This window comes from Duganella sp. Root336D2 (genome assembly GCF_001425005.1).
Taxonomy (GTDB): domain Bacteria; phylum Pseudomonadota; class Gammaproteobacteria; order Burkholderiales; family Burkholderiaceae_D; genus Rugamonas.
Genome location: NZ_LMDB01000003.1, coordinates 158,749 through 175,591 on the forward strand (window position 1 = coordinate 158,749; position 16,843 = coordinate 175,591).

Genomic DNA, 16,843 nt, shown 5'->3' on the forward strand with positions numbered 1-16,843 from the left:
CTCAATCCTCTAACTGGTTACTGATACGCATCGCCTCCGAGACAGTGGTACGTCCCTGCACCACCTGCTGCACCGCATGGCGCCGCAGGGTCTGCCCGGCCATCTGCTGGGACGCAGCCTTGAGGAAGGTTGCCGGGTCCGGATCATTGGCAGCGTCCACCACCGACTGGGTCATTTCCAGCAGCTCATAAATCCCGGTGCGTCCGCGATAGCCAAGGCCATTGCAATGGGAACAGCCCTTGCCATAGAAGTAGCGGCCCATGTCGACCTTGTCCTTGAGCTCGAGGCTGAGCCATTCGTGCTCGTTCGGCGTCAAGGTGTAAGGCGTGGTGCAGGACTCGCAGATCAGGCGCAGCAAGCGCTGCGCCAGCACGGCCTGCAGCGAGCTGCCCACCATATAGCGCGGCACCCCCATGTCCATCAGGCGCAGCGGTGTGCTGGCGGCATCGTTGGTGTGCAGGGTCGACAGCACCAGGTGGCCCGTCATTGCGGCGCGCAGGCCGATCTGGGCGGTTTCCTGGTCGCGCATTTCGCCGACCAGCACGATATCCGGGTCCTGGCGCAGCGCGGAGCGCAGCACGCGCGCAAAATCGAGCTCGATCTTCTCATTGACCTGCACCTGGTTGATGCCGGCCAGGCGGTATTCGACCGGGTCTTCGACGGTGATCAGTTTCTTTTCCATCGAATTGAGTTCGGCCAGCGCGCAGTACAGCGTGGTGGTCTTGCCGCTGCCGGTGGGCCCGGTCACCAGCACCAGGCCGTTCGGGCGCGCCACGATGGCGCGGAAGCGGTCCAGCAACGGCTTGGGCATGCCGATGGCATCCAGGCGCAAAGTCATGCCGCTCTGGTTCAGCAAACGCATGACGATGGATTCGCCGTACTGCGTCGGCATGGTGGAAATACGCACGTCGATGCGGGCAGCCTTCACCCGCACGGCGAAGCGGCCATCCTGCGGCAGGCGCTTCTCGGAGATGTCCAGGTCGGACATCAGTTTCAGGCGCAGCGCCAGTGCCTGCGCGATCTTGATATCCGCTTCCGTTTGCAGGTGCAGCACGCCGTCGATACGGAAGCGGATCTGCAGCCGGCCTTCCTGCGGCTCGATGTGGATGTCGGACGCGCGCACCTGGGCCGCATCGTCGAACAGCGATTGCAGCAGCTTGACCACCGGCGCTTCTTCCAGCCCCGGACTGGCGGCAGCGAGTGCGCCAAAGTCCACCGAGCCCTCGCCCATCTCCTGTTCCAGCTCGCGTGCCAGGCCGGAGATGTCTTCCGTGCGGCGGTAAATGCGGTCGATGGCGGCCAGCACCTCGGTCTCGTTGACCACGGCCAGCTCGATAGTCTGTTTCAGCAGGCGTGCAATTTCGTCATACGCAAACAGGTCGGTCGGGTCGGACAGGCCGACCAGCATGGTTCCCTTGCGGTCTTCCAGCACCAGGGCGCGGAAGCGGCGCGCCTGGGTTTCCGGCAGCAGCCGAACCAGGTCGGAACTGATCTGGTAGAACTTGAGGTTGATGTAGGGGATGTTGAGCTGGCGCGCGAGCGCGCCGGAAATCTGTTCTTCGGTGACAAAGCCGTGTTCAACGAACACCCGCCCCAGTTTTCGCCCGCTGCGCTTCTGCTCCGCGAGCGCCATGCCCAACTGTTCTTCCGACAGCAGCTTTTGCTGCACCAGGATTTCACCTAAACGAACCTTTTCCGGTCTCGTCATACCACTTCCCCGATTACATTATTTGCTGGCATTGTATGCGAAGGAATCGTGCAAGCATAGCAAATCCAGTTAGCAGAATAACCACACTCCAGCCACGATGCTGGAGCGCGACGAATTCTTGCGATACGTGATCCAATTGCAGGGCCCATTTCCAATCGACCCGATGCCTGCACGCCGCCATGTACCAGCAACATTTTGGCCTGCACGAGGCCCCCTTCGGCATTACGCCGAACCCCGCCTTTTTTTATAGCGGGAATACGCGCGGCGAAATCCTGTCCGCCTTGCTTTACGCTGTCACCCAAGGCGAAGGTATCGTCAAGGTGACCGGCGAAGTCGGCTGCGGCAAGACCATGCTGTGCCGCATGCTCGAGGCGCGCTTGCCGCGCGGCGTCGACGTGCTCTACCTCGTCAATCCAACTTTGGGCCCGCAGGAAGTATTGCATGCCATCGCCGCCGAGCTCGGACTCAACACCAACGGCCGCCGTGCCGATGAGGTGTTGCGCGCCCTGCACGCCGAACTGATCGCTCGCCATGCCGCCAAGCACCGCGTGGTGCTCCTGGTCGAAGAAGCGCAGGCGATGCCGCTTGAAACGCTGGAGCAGGTGCGCCTGCTGACCAACTTGGAAACCGCCAGCAGCAAGCTGTTGCAGATCGTGCTATTCGGCCAGCCGGAACTGGATGAGCATCTGGCCCTGCCGCGCATGCGGCAACTGCGCGAGCGCATCACGCACAGCTTCAATGTGCCGCCGATGCCGCGCGAGCAGATCCCCTACTTCCTGTCGCACCGCTTGCGCGCTGCAGGCTACCAGGGGCCGGAACTGTTCAGCCGAGGCGCGGTGCGGCTGATTGCGCGCGGCTCGCAAGGCATCGTTCGCCGCATCAATGTACTGGCGGACAAATCGCTGATGGCTGCCTTTGCCGAGGATTTGCCGTATGTAAATTCCTACCACGTGCGGCAGGCGATTGAAGACAGCCTTTATTCGTGCGCGGTGGTTCGCGGTAATCGCAGTATGATCGTTTTCGATAAACTCCTGGCAACTTGCTTCAGGCGGCGAACGACATGAAGAACCTTGCGGCTTCCCTGTTATGCGTCCTGCTTGCGGCTTGCGCAGCGCCGAAACTTCCCCTATCCCCTACCCATGTGGCCGAACCCGAGCCGGTGGCAGGCGCGATTCCGGAACCGGTGCAGCAAAGCGCCGCACTTGCGCCGCCCCGGCCGGCTGCGCGGCAGGAGACCTATAGCGTGTCGGTGCACCGCGTACCGGTGCAATCGGTGCTGTTTGCGCTGGCGCGCGATGCAGGGCTGAATGTCGACGTGCATCCTGCTATTGATGGCACGGTAACGCTGAATGCACTCGACCAGACCTTGCCGCAGCTATTGGCGCGCATCGGCAAGCAAGTCGATATGCGCTACGAACTGCAGGGAAAGAACCTGCTGGTGCTGCCGGACCAGCCGTACTGGAACCACTACAAGATCGACTACGTCAATATCGCGCGCAGCACCAATAGCAGCGTGAGTATCGCGACGCAGATTTCCACCACGGGCGGTTCTGCCTACGGTGGCGGCGGCACGCCATCCAACCCGGTACCCACTGCCGGCAGTTCGCTGGGCAGCGGCGGCAACAACAACTCCACGACATCGGTTGCCAATCGTTCCGATAACAATTTCTGGTACAGCCTCGAGAAGAATATTCGCGATATGCTGCGCCCGACCACGCTCAATGACCAGCTTACCGATCCGCTGGCGCAGATGCGCGAACAAGCCAATGCGATGATGCAGCAAATGCAGGCCGGAGGCGGTGCTGCACCGGAAGCCGGCTACCCTGGCGCGCAGGCCAGTGCGGCGCAGGCACGCGCACTAGTTGGCGGGCCTGCCGCGAATACCGCGTTCGGTAACGGCGGGGCCCCAGCGGGCCGTAACCCGCCGTCCGTGATCGCCAATCCGGAAGGCGGTTTGCTATCCGTGCGCGCCACCAGCCGGCAGCATGAAAAGGTACAGGAATTCCTCGACATCATCATGTCCACCGCCAAACGGCAAGTACTGATCGAGGCGACCATCATCGAGGTCAAGCTCAGCGACCAGTACCAGCAGGGCATCAACTGGGCGCGCATCAATAGCAATGGCAAGCTGGGACAGGGACAGGTCGGCACCACACCACTTCCCTCCGGCGTAGCGCCAAAAAGCTCGGCCGGGGTCTTCATCTTTGACTACGCCAACCCGACTACACGCTTCGGCAATATCACGGCCACCATCCAGCTGCTGGAATCGTTTGGCAAAGTAAAGGTGCTGAGCAGCCCCAAGATCAGCGTGCTGAACAACCAGACGGCTTTATTGAAAGTGGTCGACAACAGCATCTTCTTTACGCTGAAAGTCACGCCTGCGGTCCTCACGTCGACCGGCACCATTGCGACGCCGGCCACCTATGAGTCCAAGGTGGAGACGGTACCAGTGGGCTTCGTCATGAGCGTAACGCCGCAGATTTCGGCGGAAGATGAAGTCACGCTCAATGTGCGGCCGACCATTACGCGCATTGTCGATTATGTCGAGGACCCCAATCCCGAATTGAGCAAACAGAATGTGAAGAGCCGGGTACCGGTGATCCAGGCCCGTGAAATGGAGTCCATCCTCAAGATCCAGAGCGGACAGGTCGCCGTCATGGGCGGCTTGATGCAGGATTCCGTCGACAACAAGAAAGACAGCATTCCCTTGCTCGGTTCCGTGCCGGTGCTGGGCAACCTGTTCTCGTACCGTAATGAGACGGCCAGCAAAACCGAACTGGTGATCTTCCTGCGGCCGGTGGTCGTGAAGGATGCCAGCCTGGCTGGCGACTATCGCAGCTACCGCTACCTCATGCCCCCGCGGCCGGCGGGTGAATTATGAGCTTGCTGATGCAGGCCTTGCGCAAGGCCGAACGCGCGCGCGCGCAGAACGGACATGATGCGGAACACGAGCCCAGCCTGGAGCCGCCACCATTTGGTGCGGATGCCGTGCCTTCGCCTGCGCCGATCGAAGGCGGACCTGCCTTCGCTGTCATGCCTGACGCCTGGCGGCTCGAACCGCTTGATGCCGAGCCACCGGTCGTTGCGGCGCAGGAAGCGGCACATGACCCTGTGCCGCCGCAAGCGCGCCATGAGCCGAAGCAGCCGCCGCCTGCAGCGGCCGCCCCACGCGCCACAGTTTCGCCCCGCGCGGCGGCAGGCAGCCCGGGCAACGGGGCCGCCGCTGGCCCAGGGAAAGGCATGGAGGCTGGCGGGTCGCGCAGCGCGGGATTGCAGCGGGCGATGGCCTCGCCACCGCGCCGGCTTGCGATCCTGGCCGCCGCCCTGGCGGCCCTGCTCGCGGTATTTGCCTTTATTTACTGGCGTGCCGTGTCAGCGCCCGGCCCCGGAGCGCGGCTGCCGATGGTGCCCATGCCGGCGCCCGGATCGCCTCCGGTAGCGCAGGACGGCTCGCAGCAAGGTGCGCCCATACCGGTGACACCCTATGTTACCCCGCCCGGCGGCGATCCCGGCCTGCAGGCCGCTGCACCAGGCAGCGCCGCCGGTGCAGCCGAAGCCGGCGCGGGCGACTCGTTTGCCTCGGCGGGCGCCAACGGGACTTCGGGATTGGTCGGCGCAGGCGCTGCCACGCCAACGCCAACGCCTGCCGCAAAAGCGCCAGCCTCGCGCCCGAATGCCGAGGTTGCGATCCCCACGCCCGAACAGCTTGCCGCCATCACCGATCCCGCCATTCGCGCCGAAGCAATGCGCGACGCCGGGGAACGCGCGGCACGGCAGGTGCGCGCAGAGGGCGCGGCAGCGTCGCAACCGGCTGGAGGGCAAAGCAGGCTGCAGGCACAAAATGCCGGCAGCATTGCGGCCAGCGTCGTAAGATCGCCTGCGCCTAAAACAGCAATAGGCGACACCGGCACCGTCCAGTTTGTGCGCAGCACGGCGTCGAGCCAGGTCGAGCCAGCCGTACAGAATGGCTACGCCGCCCTGAAGTCCGGCGACCTCGCCACCGCGCACCAGCAATACGATCTCGCCCTGCTGCAAGACCCGACGAACCGCGACGCACTGCTCGGCGCCGCCGCCGTGGCGCTGCGCGAACACGATGGGCAACAGGCATCCAGCAATTACCTGCGCCTGCTCGAACTGGACCCCAACGACCCGGATGCCCTGGCCGGACTCACCGAACTGCGCCCCGGCGACCTGCAGGCAAACGAGATCAAACTGCGCGGCCTGGCGCGCCAGCACCCCGACTCCGGCCCCGTGCAATTCGCCCTTGGCAACCTGTTCGCGCGCCAGGGCCGCTGGCCGGAAGCCCAGCAAAGCTACTTCCGCGCCTTCAGCGCCATGCCCGAAAACGCGGACTACGCTTTCAACCTTGGCGTCGGCCTTGACCGCATGAACCAGCCGCGCCTGGCCCAAACCTATTACCGCCGCGCGCTGGAACTGGCGCAGGCCAGTCCTCCAACATTCAACATCGAAGCCGTCCGCAAGCGATTGCAAATCCTGGAAACGCCGCCCCGATAAAGCACAATGGCCGACACGCAGAAAATCCCGCTCGGCAAACTGCTGATCCAGAAAGGCGTCATCAGCCAAGACCAGCTGCGGATCGCACTGACCGAGCAAACACGCAACAACGAGCCCCTGGGCAAGTTGCTGATTGCGCTCGGCTTCGTGACCGAAGCGACGATGCGCGAGGCGCTCAGCGAAAAGCTGAATACCCGCTCGGCCGACCTGAAAAGCCTGGTGGTCGACGCCGTTGCACTCCAGCTGATTCCCAAGGAGGTGGCCAAGCGCTACCGGGTCTTCCCCATCGTGTACGAACGGGCGACCGATGAACTGGTGCTGGCCATGTCCGACACCACCAACATCGTCGCGCTCGACCAGATCAACGCCATGCTGGTCAAGGGCATCACGCTGGTGCCGCTGCTGGTCAACGATTCCGATATCGCCTACGCCATTGACCATTACTACGGTTTTGAGCTGTCGATCGACGGCATCCTGCACGAAATCGAAACCGGCGAGGTGACGCTGGATGCCGCCTCCGACGAATACAGCCAGCCCATGGTGCGCCTGATCGACGCCCTGCTGGCCGATGCGGTGCAGAACAGCGCTTCGGATATCCACTTCGAGCCCGAGCACAGCTTCCTGCGCATCCGCTACCGTATCGACGGCATCCTGCGCCAGATCCGCAGCCTGCACCGCTCGTACTGGCCCGCCATGGCCGTGCGGCTCAAGGTGATCAGCCATATGAACATCGCGGAAACCCGCGCGCCGCAGGATGGCCGCATTTCGATCCGGTTTTCCGGCCGCCAGATCGACTTTCGCGCCAGCAGCCAGCCCACCACCCATGGCGAAAACATCGTGCTGCGCGTGCTGGACCGCCAGAAAGGCATCGTCCCCCTGGAAAAGCTGGGCCTGGCCGAGCATGAACTCGACGTATTGAAGCTGATGATCGCGCGGCCCGACGGGCTGATCCTTGTCACCGGCCCCACTGGCAGCGGCAAGACCACCACGCTGTACTCGATCCTGAACCATATCAACACGGAATCCGTGAACATCATGACCATGGAAGACCCGGTCGAATATCCCATGCACCAGATCCGCCAGACCTCGGTCAACGAATCGGCCAAGCTGGGCTTTGCCGACGGCATCCGCTCCATGATGCGCCAGGACCCCGACGTGATCCTGGTCGGCGAAATCCGTGACAAGGAGACCGCCGACATGGCGCTGGCGGCAGCCATGACCGGGCACCAGGTCTATTCCACGCTGCACACCAATTCCGCGGTCGGCGCCATTCCGCGCCTGCTCGACCTTGGCGTAGTAGCCGATGTCCTGTCGGGGAATATCATCGGCATCATCGCCCAGCGCCTGGTGCGCAAGCTTTGCCCGCACTGCAGGCAGCCGGTCGAAGCCGACGAACTGGAACGACGCCTGCTCGGGCTCCCGGCCGACCAGGCGCCCGTCACGATCTTCCGCGCCGGCGCCTGCGACCGCTGCGCGCACCAGGGCTACAAAGGCCGCATGGCGATCATGGAGCTGTTGCGAATGAGCGCTGAATTTGACGAAATGGTGGCGCGCCGCGCACCGGCGCGGGAGCTGCGCAATGCCGCCCGTGCCGCCGGCCTGCACTCGCTGGTAGACGACGGCATGCGCCGCGTGATGGAAGGCCTGACCACGCTGGACGAGGTGTCGCGCGTGGTCGACCTCACTGACAGGCTGAGCTGATATGCCACAGTTCATTTACCGCGCCATGGACGCCAGCGGCAGCATCGTGCCGGGGAATATGGACGCGCATAATGTGCCCGACCTCGAACTGCGCCTGCAGCGCATGGCGCTGGACCTGATCGACTACCGCGAAACGCGCCAGCGCAAGCTGCGCATCGGCGGCCAGCGCGTGACGCGGCGCGACCTGATCAACTTCTGCTTCCACCTTGAGCAAATGAGCAGTGCCGGCGTGCCGATGCTGGAAGGATTGCGCGACCTGCGCGATGGCGCCGACAACCTGCGGCTGCGAGAAATCATTACCGACCTGGTGGAGAAGATCGAAGGCGGCCTGCAACTCTCCAGTGCGCTGGCATCGTATCCGGAGGTCTTCGACCAGAGTTTTACCAGCCTGGTACGCGCAGGCGAGCAAAGCGGCAAGGTCAATGAAGTCTTCCGCGACCTGGCGGAAAACCTCAAATGGCAAGATGAGCTGGCGGCGCAGGCGCGCAAGGCCATCACCTATCCGGCCTTTGTGCTGGTCATCGTCAGCGGGGTGATGTTCTTCCTGATGATCTACCTGGTGCCGCAGCTGACTGCATTCATCAAGAACATGGGGCAGGAGCTGCCGCTGCATACGCGTATCCTGATCGCGCTGTCGGACATTTTTATCCATTACTGGTACCTGCTGCTGGCGATGCCGGTGTTGGCGTGGCAGCTGCTGCGCTGGCAGTTGCGGCGCGACGATCGCACTGCTTTCGCCTTCGACCGCCTGATGCTGCGTGCGGTACCGGTGCTGCACAAACTGATCATGGCCCGCTTCGCGACCTATTTCGCCCTGATGTATTCCGCCGGGATTCCCGTGCTCGAATGCATTCGCCTGTCGGAAGGCATTGCCGGCAACCGCGTGGTGGCGGCCGCCATGCGCCGCGCGCGCGAGCTGATTTCGGAAGGCCATACCGTCGCTGCGGCCTTCAAGCAGGTCGAGCTGTTCCCGCCGCTGGTGGTGCGCATGCTGCGCGTTGGCGAAGCCACCGGCGCACTCGATGCGACGCTGCGCAATGTCGCCTATTTCTACAACCGCGAAGTAAGGGAGCGGATCGAGCGCATGCAATCCATGATCGAGCCGGCGATGACCGTGATCCTCGGCATCGTGCTGGGCTGGATCATGCTCTCCGTGCTCGGGCCGATTTACGACACCATCAGTTCGATCAGGATCTGAGTCCATGACCCGCAAACTACTCCTGCACCTGACCGGCGAGCGGCTTTGCTGCTGGCTGTGGGAACGCGGCAGCCTCGGTACCGGTCCCTGCTTCGAGCACACGCCCGCCGGCTTGCAGCAATTTACCGCATGGCTGGAGGGCCGCGAGGATACGCCTGCCCTGATGCTGGCCGACCTGGTGGAAGAAGACTTCCAGCGCCACTTGCTGCCGCACGTTGCCGGCCGCGCGGGGCACGCCATGCGCGACAGGCGCCTGGCGCAGGCGTGGCGCGACACGCCTTTCCGCTGCGCGCACGTACAAGGCCGCGAGGATGAGGGGCGGCGCGACGATATCGTTCTCCTCTCCGCGCTGACCAACCCGGCCATGCTTGTCCCCTGGCTCGAGGCGCTGGAAAGCCAGCGTATTCCGCTGGCGGCGCTTTATACGCCCGCACTCCTGAGCGCAGACTTGCTGCCGGAAGGAGCACGGCAGGAGCCGCATCTCCTGCTGGTGACGGAGCATGCGGGCGGCATAAGGCAGACCTATTTCCAGTACGGTAAACTGCGCTTTTCCCGGCTCGCGCAAGCCGCGGCAAGTCCCGAGCAGGAAGCGGAGCGCACCCGCCAGTTCCTGGTCGGCGCGCACATGCTGAAACGCGACCTACCCTTGCAGGTGCTGGCTTTGCTGCCCCTGGCCCGTATCGCCACCCCGCCCGCGGCCAGCATTGCCCCGCTGCTTGACTGGCGCGTCATGCCGCTGGCGGAAGCGGCGGCCCGGCAACGGCTGGCTGCTTCCGACAATCCCGACCAGCTGATTCTCGGCATGGCGGCACGCACCGCCCCGCCCAGCCACTACCCGCTTGGTGTACGCCAGCGCTATTACAGCCTGTGGCGCGCGCGCAAATCCCTGTATGCGTCGAGCGCGGTCATGGCGGCATGCTGCCTGTTGTGGACGGGCGCCAATATGATCGGCTACTCGCTGGCGCGCAGCCATACGCAGGCGCTACAGCGGGAGACGCATGGATTCACCACCGCGTACCAGGGCAGCATGTCAAGCATGCCGCCAGCCGTCGACAAGACTGCCAATATGAAGGCCGCGGTGCAGATCGCGCAAATGGTGGCGCGCCAGGGACCTTGGCCGCAGGCGGTCATGGCCGTGCTGAGCGAGGCCCTTGAGCGTTCACCGCAAATCCGCTTGACGCAGCTCGATTGGCGGGCCAATGCTCCAGGCGTGGCGCCGGTGACGGCGAGCAGCGCCTTCCCGGGCACGGCAACTTCGCCTGCCCTGGTGGCGCCCCAGTCGTCCATGCTGATCGGGATTCCCAAGGCGCCGCCGCAGCAGGTGCGGCTGCAGGCAGAAGTGCTGGTAGGCCAGGACGACTATCGCAGCGTCCTGCTCAGCATGAATCGCTTTGCGCAGGAACTGGCGCGCACGCCGGGCATGACGGTGGAGATCGAGCAACTGCCGTTTGATGTCAGGCCAAACGTCAAACTCAGTGGCAAGGCGGGTTCGCCGACCGGCCTGGGAGAGCGCTCCAAATTCACTTTGAATCTCAGGTGGGCGCCATGATCGTCTTTCGCGAGTTTTCCCTGCTGCGAAATGCCGTGCTGGTGTTCCTGGCCACGCTGGCCGTTTCGCTGGCCCTGGTGTCTGCGAGTTCATGGCATCTGCGGCGCGCCCATTTCGAGGAGGCCGCAGCTGTACTGGAACGCGACGGGGCGCGCTTGCGGCTGGCCCACGCCGAGACGGAAAAGGAAGAGATCCGCCAGTACCAGCCGCAGTTCGTGGAGCTGCGCCGCCGCGGACTGGTGGGGCCCGAGCGGCGGCTCGACTGGGTGGAGGCGATCCGGCAGATTCAGGAGCAGCGGCGCTTGCTGCCTTTGACTTATGAAATCGAGGTCCAGCAGCCGTACCGGCTTGAGACCACGTTACCGACGGGCGACTACGCCTTGCTTGGCAGCCGGATGGCCCTGCATATGGACTTGCTGCACGAACTGGATTTACTGAACTTCCTTTCCGACCTGCGTTTGACCGGGACTTTCGCCGTGCAGGATTGCGTGATCCGGCGCGCTGCGGGCGCATCGCCGGCAACCGGCGTCCTGGCGCCGACCCTGAATGCCGATTGCACCTTGAACTGGCTGACCTTGACGCCTGCCACGACGCCCGGAAAGCCGCTGCGAGGCCCGCTATGAGGCGCGGTTTGCCGGCGCTGCTTCTGCTACTGGCCTGCCAGGCTGGCGCGCAGAGTTTCGTCAGCCTGGGGCGGCTGTTCACCACGCCGGACGAACGCGTGCGGCTTGATGCGCAGCGCAACCAGGCGGCGCCAGCCGGCAGCATAGCGGGGCCGGGCAGCGTCCAACCGCCGGCCGGCGGGACTGCTGCGCCGGGGATGAATTCATCGCCGGGCTGCCCCCCCGGGGCGGCGCCGGGATGCTTGCCGGCTGGCGAGCCCGGCATGGGCGGTGCGAACGGCGCCATGACAGGCGCGGACGGTACGGCCGAGCTGCCGGGAGCGGGCAATGCGGAGCCGGCAGGACTTCGGCTGGGCGGGGTGATCCGGCGCAGCAATGGCGCGGCGATGATCATCGTGAATGGCGAAGCGCAGCCCGCGCCCCCGGGGGCTGCCACGCGCGGCACGGTTACTTTGCAGGCTGACGGGCGCTCTGTCGTGCTGAAGCCGGGCCAGCGCTACGATCCGGCCACTGGGGAAGTGCATGAAGCCGCGCGCTAAGCAAGGCGGCGCTGCGCTACTGGCGCTCCTGCTGGTTGCCACGGTAGCCATGGCTGCGCTGCTGCTGTCGGCTTTCAGCGGCGGCAGCGTCGAACGCGCACGTGAACAGCGAACCCATGCCCTGCTGGCGCAAGCCAACGAGGCACTGATCGGCTTTGCCGCGACCCACGGCCGCCTGCCGCGGCCCGCGACGGACGAGGCCGGACGCGAACGATCGGCATCGTGTGCCAGCGAAGCCGACTGCAGCGGCCTGCTGCCGTGGATGGAGCTGGGCGTGCCGGCGCAAGACAACTGGGGCCGCCAATTGCGCTACAGCGTAACGCCGGCATTCACCGTCGCACCGCTGGCACGGACCGCACTGGTTGCCGGCAAGCGCGTCCTGTCGCGCGACGCGAGTGGCGCGCTGTTCTTCGTGGCCGGCCAAGAGACATGTTCGCTGGCCGCGCAATGTTCGCCGGCGCTCATCTTCTCGCGCGGCCGCAGCGATGCGCTGGACAGCCAGGACGAAGCCGGCAACCTGCAGGCGACCGCCGACTTCATGCAGCGGCCACGCAGCGCCGACAGCGACGCGCCGGGCGGCGCCTTCGACGACCTGCTCGTCACCGTCCCCCTGCACACGCTCTACGAAAGGATGGCGGCCGCCAGGACCCTGCCATGAAACAGCAAACTGCCTTCACCCTGGTTGAAATGGCGATCGTGCTGGTGATCGTCGGCCTGCTGCTGGGCGGCATGCTGGCGCCCCTGTCGGCGCAGATGGAACAGCGGCGCGCCGCCGATACCATCAAAGCGCTGGAAGAAGCACGCGACGCGCTGGCCGGATTCGCCGCCCGCAACGGCTACCTGCCCTGCCCCGCCATCTCCGCCTCCAACGGCCTGGAGGACCGCAGCGGCACCCGCTGCAGCAACGGGCGCCGCCTCGGGTTCCTGCCGTGGGCGACCCTGGGCCTGCCCAAGCTCGACGCCTGGCAGCACCTCTACCTGTACAGCGTCACCCCTTCGTTCAGCGACAGCGGCGTGCCGTTCCGCCTCAACACCGCGCGCGACATCAGCATCGCCAGCCGTGAAGCGACGGGCGCACTGGTACCGGCCAGCGCCCAGAACGATATTCCCGCCGTGGTGCTGTCGCAAGGCCGCAATGGCTTCGGCGCCTTCAGCGACGTAGGCGTGCAGGCTGCCGACATGGGCCAGGGCAATGTCGACGAAAAAGCCAACTTCCAGGGCGACGGCCGCATGTTCATCGCGCGCGACCGCGCCGACAACCCTGCTGCTCCAGGCGGCGCTTATGACGATATCGTGGTCTGGCTATCGCCCAACATCCTGTTCAACCGAATGCTCGCAGCCCAAAGGCTGCCGTGAACACAAACCAAGGAGAGCGCCATGAAACATCGCGGCTTCACCCTCGTTGAAATCGCCATTGTCCTGGTCATCATCGGCCTGCTGCTTGGCGGCGTGCTGAAAGGCCAGGCCCTGATCGACAGCGCCAAGGTCAAAAGCATCATCCAGCAGGCCACGGCATTGCAGGCGGCAGTCAACGCCTACCAGGACCGCTTCCGCGCCCTGCCCGGCGACGATATCCTGGCCACCACCCACATTCCCGGAGCAGCCGGCAATGGCAATGGCGACGGCCAGATCACCGAATACCAGCTGGCGCCGCAGCACCTGGCGCTGGCAGGCCTGATCACCGGCTCCTACAACGGCAGCACCGATTTCATGACCAGCGCCCAGGGCGGCGCGGTGTACATTTACAACGACGTGGTCGGCGGCCGGGGCGGTAATGGGATCCGCTTCGACAACCTGCCGGACACGTTTGCGGAGCAGATCGACGCCAAGCTGGATGACGGCAAACCGGATTCCGGCAACGTGCGCGCGACTGGGCCTTATACTAATAACGGAAGCATCATCACGCGCCTGGCAATCTTTTTCTGAGACTCTATGACAGCAAACCCTGAACGGCGCCGCGTCTTCCTGATGCGGCATGGCAGCGTCACCTACTTCGACGAGGCCGGCAAACCCCACCTCCCGGAAACCGTCCCCTTGAACGATGCTGGCCGCGCGCAAGCGGCGGCAGCCGGCCGTGCTTTCGCGGCCGACGGCATCCAGTTTGACCGCGTCATCGTCTCCGGCCTGCCGCGCACCGTCGAAACCGCAAAGCGCGTGCTGGCGGAAACCGGCCAGCAGATCCAGCTCGAAACCTGGCCCGAACTGGCCGAAATCCGCGGCGGCAAGCTGGCCGGCATCCCCGACGACAAGCTGCGCGAGGCCTTCACCGGCGTTTTCGAAGGCGTGGTGCCGGAGCAGCGCCGCTTCCTCGGCGGCGAATCGGTGGGCGAGCTGATGGACCGTATACATCCGGCGATCGCCAGCCTGGTCGCCGACGACAGCTGGGACACCGTGCTGCTGGTGCTGCACGGCGGCGTCAATCGCGCCATCCTGTCTTATGCCCTGACCGGCGGCCAGCGCCTGTTCCTCGGCAACCTGTCGCAGGCCGCCGGCTGCATCAACGCGCTGGACGTCGGCCATGCGCGCCACGACTGGATTGTGCGTTTTTCCAACTACGCGCCGCCCGCCCCGCTGCAAGGCGCAACCCGCAACACCACGATGGAGCAGCTGTTTAACGAATATTCCAAATCGCGCTTGCTTTCCCGCCCACAAAAATAGTACGATCGTTCGGAAGGAGGCATTATGTTCGAAGAATTCATGGGCACCAAGGAGGTGTCGGCGCGCCACCGTTTCGACACCGCCGCACTGGACACCTACCTGCGCCGGCACGTGGAAGGCTATCCGCAAGGCGAGTTGAAGGTCGAGCAGTTCAAGGGCGGCCAATCGAATCCCACCTTCAAGCTCTCAATCGGCGGCCAGCACTATGTGCTGCGCACCAAGCCGGCGCCGGCCGCCAAGCTGCTGCCATCGGCCCATGCAATCGAACGCGAATTCCGCGTAATGGACGCCCTGCACAGGGCGGGCTTCCCGGCCGCACGCCAGTATTGCCTGTGCATGGACGAAGAGGTGATCGGCCGCGCCTTCTACGTGATGCAGTTTGTCGAAGGCCGCGTGCTATGGGACCAGGCCCTGCCCGGCATGGCGCCCTCCGAGCGCGCCGCGATCTACGATGAACTGAATCGCGTCATCGCGCAGTTGCATAGCATCGACTACAGCGCCATCGGGCTTGGCGACTACGGCAAGCCTGGCAACTACTTCCAGCGCCAGATCGAACGCTGGAGCAAGCAGTACAAGGCATCCGAGACCGAAACCATCGAAGCGATGGACCAGCTGATCGCCTGGCTGCCGGCCAATATTCCGCCCGGCGAAGACACCGCCATCGTGCACGGCGACTTCCGCCTCGACAACATGATCTTCCACCCGACCGAGCCGCGCATCCTGGCGGTGCTGGACTGGGAACTGTCGACGCTGGGCCATCCATTCGCGGACTTCAGCTACCACTGCATGAGCTGGCACATCGAGCCGGGCCAGTTCCGCGGCATCGCAGGCCTGGACCTGGAAGCGCTCGGCATCCCATCGCAGCGCGAGTACATTGCGCGCTACGCCGAACGCACCGGCAAGGACATCCGCCTGGAAGACTTCAACTTCTACCTGGCATTCAATATGTTCCGCCTGGCCAGCATCATGCAGGGCATCATGAAGCGCTACGTGGACGGTACGGCTTCCAGCGCGCAGGCGCTGGAATCGGGCAAGCTGGCGCGCCCGATGTCGGCCATGGGTTGGGCCTACGCCCAGGGCAAGGCAATCGAATAAGGGAATCGCAATGGACTTCGACTACTCCCCGCGCACCAAGGAATTGCAGGCGCGCCTGCTGGCCTTCATGGACCAGCATATCTACCCGAACGAGAAGGCGTTCCACGAAGAAGTGGAGCGCAACGGCCGCGAAAAAGGCAGCCGCTGGATCCCGACCGAACTGATTGAGCGCCTCAAGCCGCTCGCGCGCGAACAGGGCTTGTGGAACCTGTTCCTGCCGCGCTCGAGCCGTGCGCCGGAAGGTTTGTCCAACCTCGATTACGCGCCGCTGTGCGAAATCATGGGCCGCGTGCCGTGGGCGGCGGAGGTGTTCAACTGTTCCGCGCCCGATACCGGCAATATGGAAACGCTGGAGCGCTACGGCACCGAGGAACATAAACAGCGCTGGCTGGAACCGCTGCTGCGCGGCGAGATCCGCTCCGCGTTCGCGATGACCGAACCTGCGGTGGCGTCGTCGGACGCTACGAATATCGAGACGCGCATCGAGCGCGACGGCGAGCACTATGTGATCAACGGGCGCAAATGGTGGATTTCGGGCGCCGGCGATCCGCGCTGCCAGGTCTATATCGCCATGGGCAAAACCGATGCCGATGCGCCACGCCACGCGCAGCAGTCGATGATCCTGGTGCCTGCCGATGCGCCCGGGCTGACCGTCCTGCGCCCCTTGCCGGTCTTCGGCTACGACGACGCGCCGCACGGGCACTGCGAAATGGTGTTCGAGAACGTGCGGGTGCCTGCTTCGCACCTTCTTCTGGGCGAAGGCCGCGGCTTTGAGATCGCCCAGGGGCGCCTGGGTCCCGGCCGCATCCACCATTGCATGCGCGCCATCGGCGTGGCCGAGCGTGCGCTGGTACTGATGGTGCAGCGCCTGTCATCGAGGGTTGCGTTTGGCAAGCGGCTTTCCGACCAGGGCGTGTGGCGCGAACGCATCGCGGAATCCCGCATCAAGATCGACACCGCACGCCTGCTGACGCTGAAGGCGGCCTATATGATGGACACGGTCGGCAACAAGGTCGCCCAGTCGGAAATCGCCATGATCAAGGTTTTAGCCCCGAATGTGGCGCAGCAGGTGCTGGATTGGGCCATCCAGGCCCATGGCGCGGCCGGCGTGTCGGACGATTTCCCGCTGGCCTACCAGTGGGCCGGCAACCGCACCCTGCGCCTGGCCGACGGCCCGGATGAAGTGCACCGCAACGCCATTGCCAAACTGGAAATTGCGCGCTTCTCGTCTACCAAAAGCTAAGCTATCATCATCCT

Annotated in this window: 15 protein-coding genes; 14 read left to right on the plus strand and 1 reads right to left on the minus strand. The window is 64.5% G+C overall.

Annotation, left to right across the window (positions count from 1 at the left end; translation table 11 throughout):
• Position 1 precedes the first annotated feature (1 nt).
• Positions 2–1,708, minus strand: coding sequence for a GspE/PulE family protein (locus ASD07_RS05745; RefSeq protein ID WP_055926616.1), 1,707 nt, complete (start codon positions 1,706–1,708; stop codon positions 2–4).
• A gap of 179 nt (positions 1,709–1,887) precedes the next feature.
• Here ASD07_RS05745 and ASD07_RS05750 point away from each other — a divergent pair, with 179 nt between their 5' ends.
• Genes ASD07_RS05750 through ASD07_RS05815 form a run of 14 tightly spaced genes read left to right on the plus strand, consistent with a single transcriptional unit; the run spans position 1,888 to position 16,829 of the window.
• Positions 1,888–2,772, plus strand: coding sequence for an ExeA family protein (locus tag ASD07_RS05750; protein WP_082507151.1), 885 nt, complete (start codon positions 1,888–1,890; stop codon positions 2,770–2,772).
• Entirely contained in the window at positions 2,769–4,589 is a 1,821-nt protein-coding gene (gene mshL / locus ASD07_RS05755; RefSeq protein WP_055926617.1) for a pilus (MSHA type) biogenesis protein MshL, read from the plus strand. Before ASD07_RS05750 ends, mshL begins: the two co-directional genes overlap by 4 nt.
• Positions 4,586–6,223 carry a tetratricopeptide repeat protein gene (locus tag ASD07_RS05760; RefSeq protein ID WP_055926619.1) on the plus strand — a complete coding sequence of 546 codons (1,638 nt, stop codon included), beginning with the start codon at positions 4,586–4,588 and terminating at the stop codon, positions 6,221–6,223. The genes mshL and ASD07_RS05760 overlap by 4 nt, the downstream gene beginning before the upstream one ends.
• Positions 6,224–6,229: 6 nt before the next feature.
• A complete protein-coding gene (locus ASD07_RS05765; RefSeq protein ID WP_055926621.1) occupies positions 6,230–7,924 on the plus strand; it encodes a GspE/PulE family protein in 1,695 nt (564 codons plus the stop codon).
• A 1-nt stretch (position 7,925) separates the two neighbouring features.
• The gene (locus tag ASD07_RS05770) at positions 7,926–9,122 is read left to right on the plus strand and encodes a type II secretion system F family protein (RefSeq protein WP_055926623.1); all 1,197 of its coding nucleotides are present in this window, start codon (positions 7,926–7,928) and stop codon (positions 9,120–9,122) included.
• Positions 9,123–9,126: 4 nt separating this feature from the next.
• Positions 9,127–10,671 (plus strand): hypothetical protein, encoded by a 1,545-nt coding sequence (locus ASD07_RS05775; protein WP_055926624.1) that lies wholly within the window; start codon positions 9,127–9,129, stop codon positions 10,669–10,671.
• A complete protein-coding gene (locus ASD07_RS05780; protein ID WP_156397887.1) occupies positions 10,668–11,294 on the plus strand; it encodes a hypothetical protein in 627 nt (208 codons plus the stop codon). The genes ASD07_RS05775 and ASD07_RS05780 overlap by 4 nt, the downstream gene beginning before the upstream one ends.
• Positions 11,291–11,833, plus strand: coding sequence for a hypothetical protein (locus ASD07_RS05785; RefSeq protein ID WP_055926628.1), 543 nt, complete (start codon positions 11,291–11,293; stop codon positions 11,831–11,833). The genes ASD07_RS05780 and ASD07_RS05785 overlap by 4 nt, the downstream gene beginning before the upstream one ends.
• Complete coding sequence (locus ASD07_RS05790; protein WP_055926630.1) at positions 11,817–12,491, plus strand: hypothetical protein; 675 nt, start codon at positions 11,817–11,819, stop codon at positions 12,489–12,491. Before ASD07_RS05785 ends, ASD07_RS05790 begins: the two co-directional genes overlap by 17 nt.
• On the plus strand, positions 12,488–13,189 hold the full coding sequence (locus ASD07_RS05795; protein ID WP_055926632.1) for a prepilin-type N-terminal cleavage/methylation domain-containing protein: 702 nt from the start codon (positions 12,488–12,490) through the stop codon (positions 13,187–13,189). Before ASD07_RS05790 ends, ASD07_RS05795 begins: the two co-directional genes overlap by 4 nt.
• A 21-nt stretch (positions 13,190–13,210) precedes the next feature.
• Positions 13,211–13,759, plus strand: coding sequence for a prepilin-type N-terminal cleavage/methylation domain-containing protein (locus ASD07_RS05800; protein WP_055926634.1), 549 nt, complete (start codon positions 13,211–13,213; stop codon positions 13,757–13,759).
• A gap of 6 nt (positions 13,760–13,765) precedes the next feature.
• On the plus strand, positions 13,766–14,491 hold the full coding sequence (locus tag ASD07_RS05805) for a histidine phosphatase family protein (RefSeq protein ID WP_055926636.1): 726 nt from the start codon (positions 13,766–13,768) through the stop codon (positions 14,489–14,491).
• Between the two features lie 24 nt (positions 14,492–14,515).
• A complete protein-coding gene (locus ASD07_RS05810) occupies positions 14,516–15,586 on the plus strand; it encodes a phosphotransferase (RefSeq protein ID WP_055926637.1) in 1,071 nt (356 codons plus the stop codon).
• 10 nt (positions 15,587–15,596) lie between these two features.
• Entirely contained in the window at positions 15,597–16,829 is a 1,233-nt protein-coding gene (locus ASD07_RS05815) for an acyl-CoA dehydrogenase family protein (protein ID WP_055926639.1), read from the plus strand.
• Positions 16,830–16,843 lie beyond the last annotated feature (14 nt).

What these genes read in the sequence shown, in the direction of transcription:
- mshL (WP_055926617.1), top strand. Translation starts at nt 2,769, where the DNA reads ATGAAGAACCTTGCGGCTTCCCTGTTATGCGTCCTGCTTGCGGCTTGC.
- ASD07_RS05785 (WP_055926628.1), top strand. Translation starts at nt 11,291, where the DNA reads ATGAGGCGCGGTTTGCCGGCGCTGCTTCTGCTACTGGCCTGCCAGGCT.
- ASD07_RS05810 (WP_055926637.1), top strand. Translation starts at nt 14,516, where the DNA reads ATGTTCGAAGAATTCATGGGCACCAAGGAGGTGTCGGCGCGCCACCGT.
- ASD07_RS05795 (WP_055926632.1), top strand. Translation starts at nt 12,488, where the DNA reads ATGAAACAGCAAACTGCCTTCACCCTGGTTGAAATGGCGATCGTGCTG.
- ASD07_RS05770 (WP_055926623.1), top strand. Translation starts at nt 7,926, where the DNA reads ATGCCACAGTTCATTTACCGCGCCATGGACGCCAGCGGCAGCATCGTG.
- ASD07_RS05765 (WP_055926621.1), top strand. Translation starts at nt 6,230, where the DNA reads ATGGCCGACACGCAGAAAATCCCGCTCGGCAAACTGCTGATCCAGAAA.
- ASD07_RS05775 (WP_055926624.1), top strand. Translation starts at nt 9,127, where the DNA reads ATGACCCGCAAACTACTCCTGCACCTGACCGGCGAGCGGCTTTGCTGC.
- ASD07_RS05805 (WP_055926636.1), top strand. Translation starts at nt 13,766, where the DNA reads ATGACAGCAAACCCTGAACGGCGCCGCGTCTTCCTGATGCGGCATGGC.
- ASD07_RS05750 (WP_082507151.1), top strand. Translation starts at nt 1,888, where the DNA reads ATGTACCAGCAACATTTTGGCCTGCACGAGGCCCCCTTCGGCATTACG.
- ASD07_RS05790 (WP_055926630.1), top strand. Translation starts at nt 11,817, where the DNA reads ATGAAGCCGCGCGCTAAGCAAGGCGGCGCTGCGCTACTGGCGCTCCTG.
- ASD07_RS05800 (WP_055926634.1), top strand. Translation starts at nt 13,211, where the DNA reads ATGAAACATCGCGGCTTCACCCTCGTTGAAATCGCCATTGTCCTGGTC.
- ASD07_RS05780 (WP_156397887.1), top strand. Translation starts at nt 10,668, where the DNA reads ATGATCGTCTTTCGCGAGTTTTCCCTGCTGCGAAATGCCGTGCTGGTG.
- ASD07_RS05745 (WP_055926616.1), bottom strand. Translation starts at nt 1,708, where the DNA reads ATGACGAGACCGGAAAAGGTTCGTTTAGGTGAAATCCTGGTGCAGCAA.
- ASD07_RS05760 (WP_055926619.1), top strand. Translation starts at nt 4,586, where the DNA reads ATGAGCTTGCTGATGCAGGCCTTGCGCAAGGCCGAACGCGCGCGCGCG.
- ASD07_RS05815 (WP_055926639.1), top strand. Translation starts at nt 15,597, where the DNA reads ATGGACTTCGACTACTCCCCGCGCACCAAGGAATTGCAGGCGCGCCTG.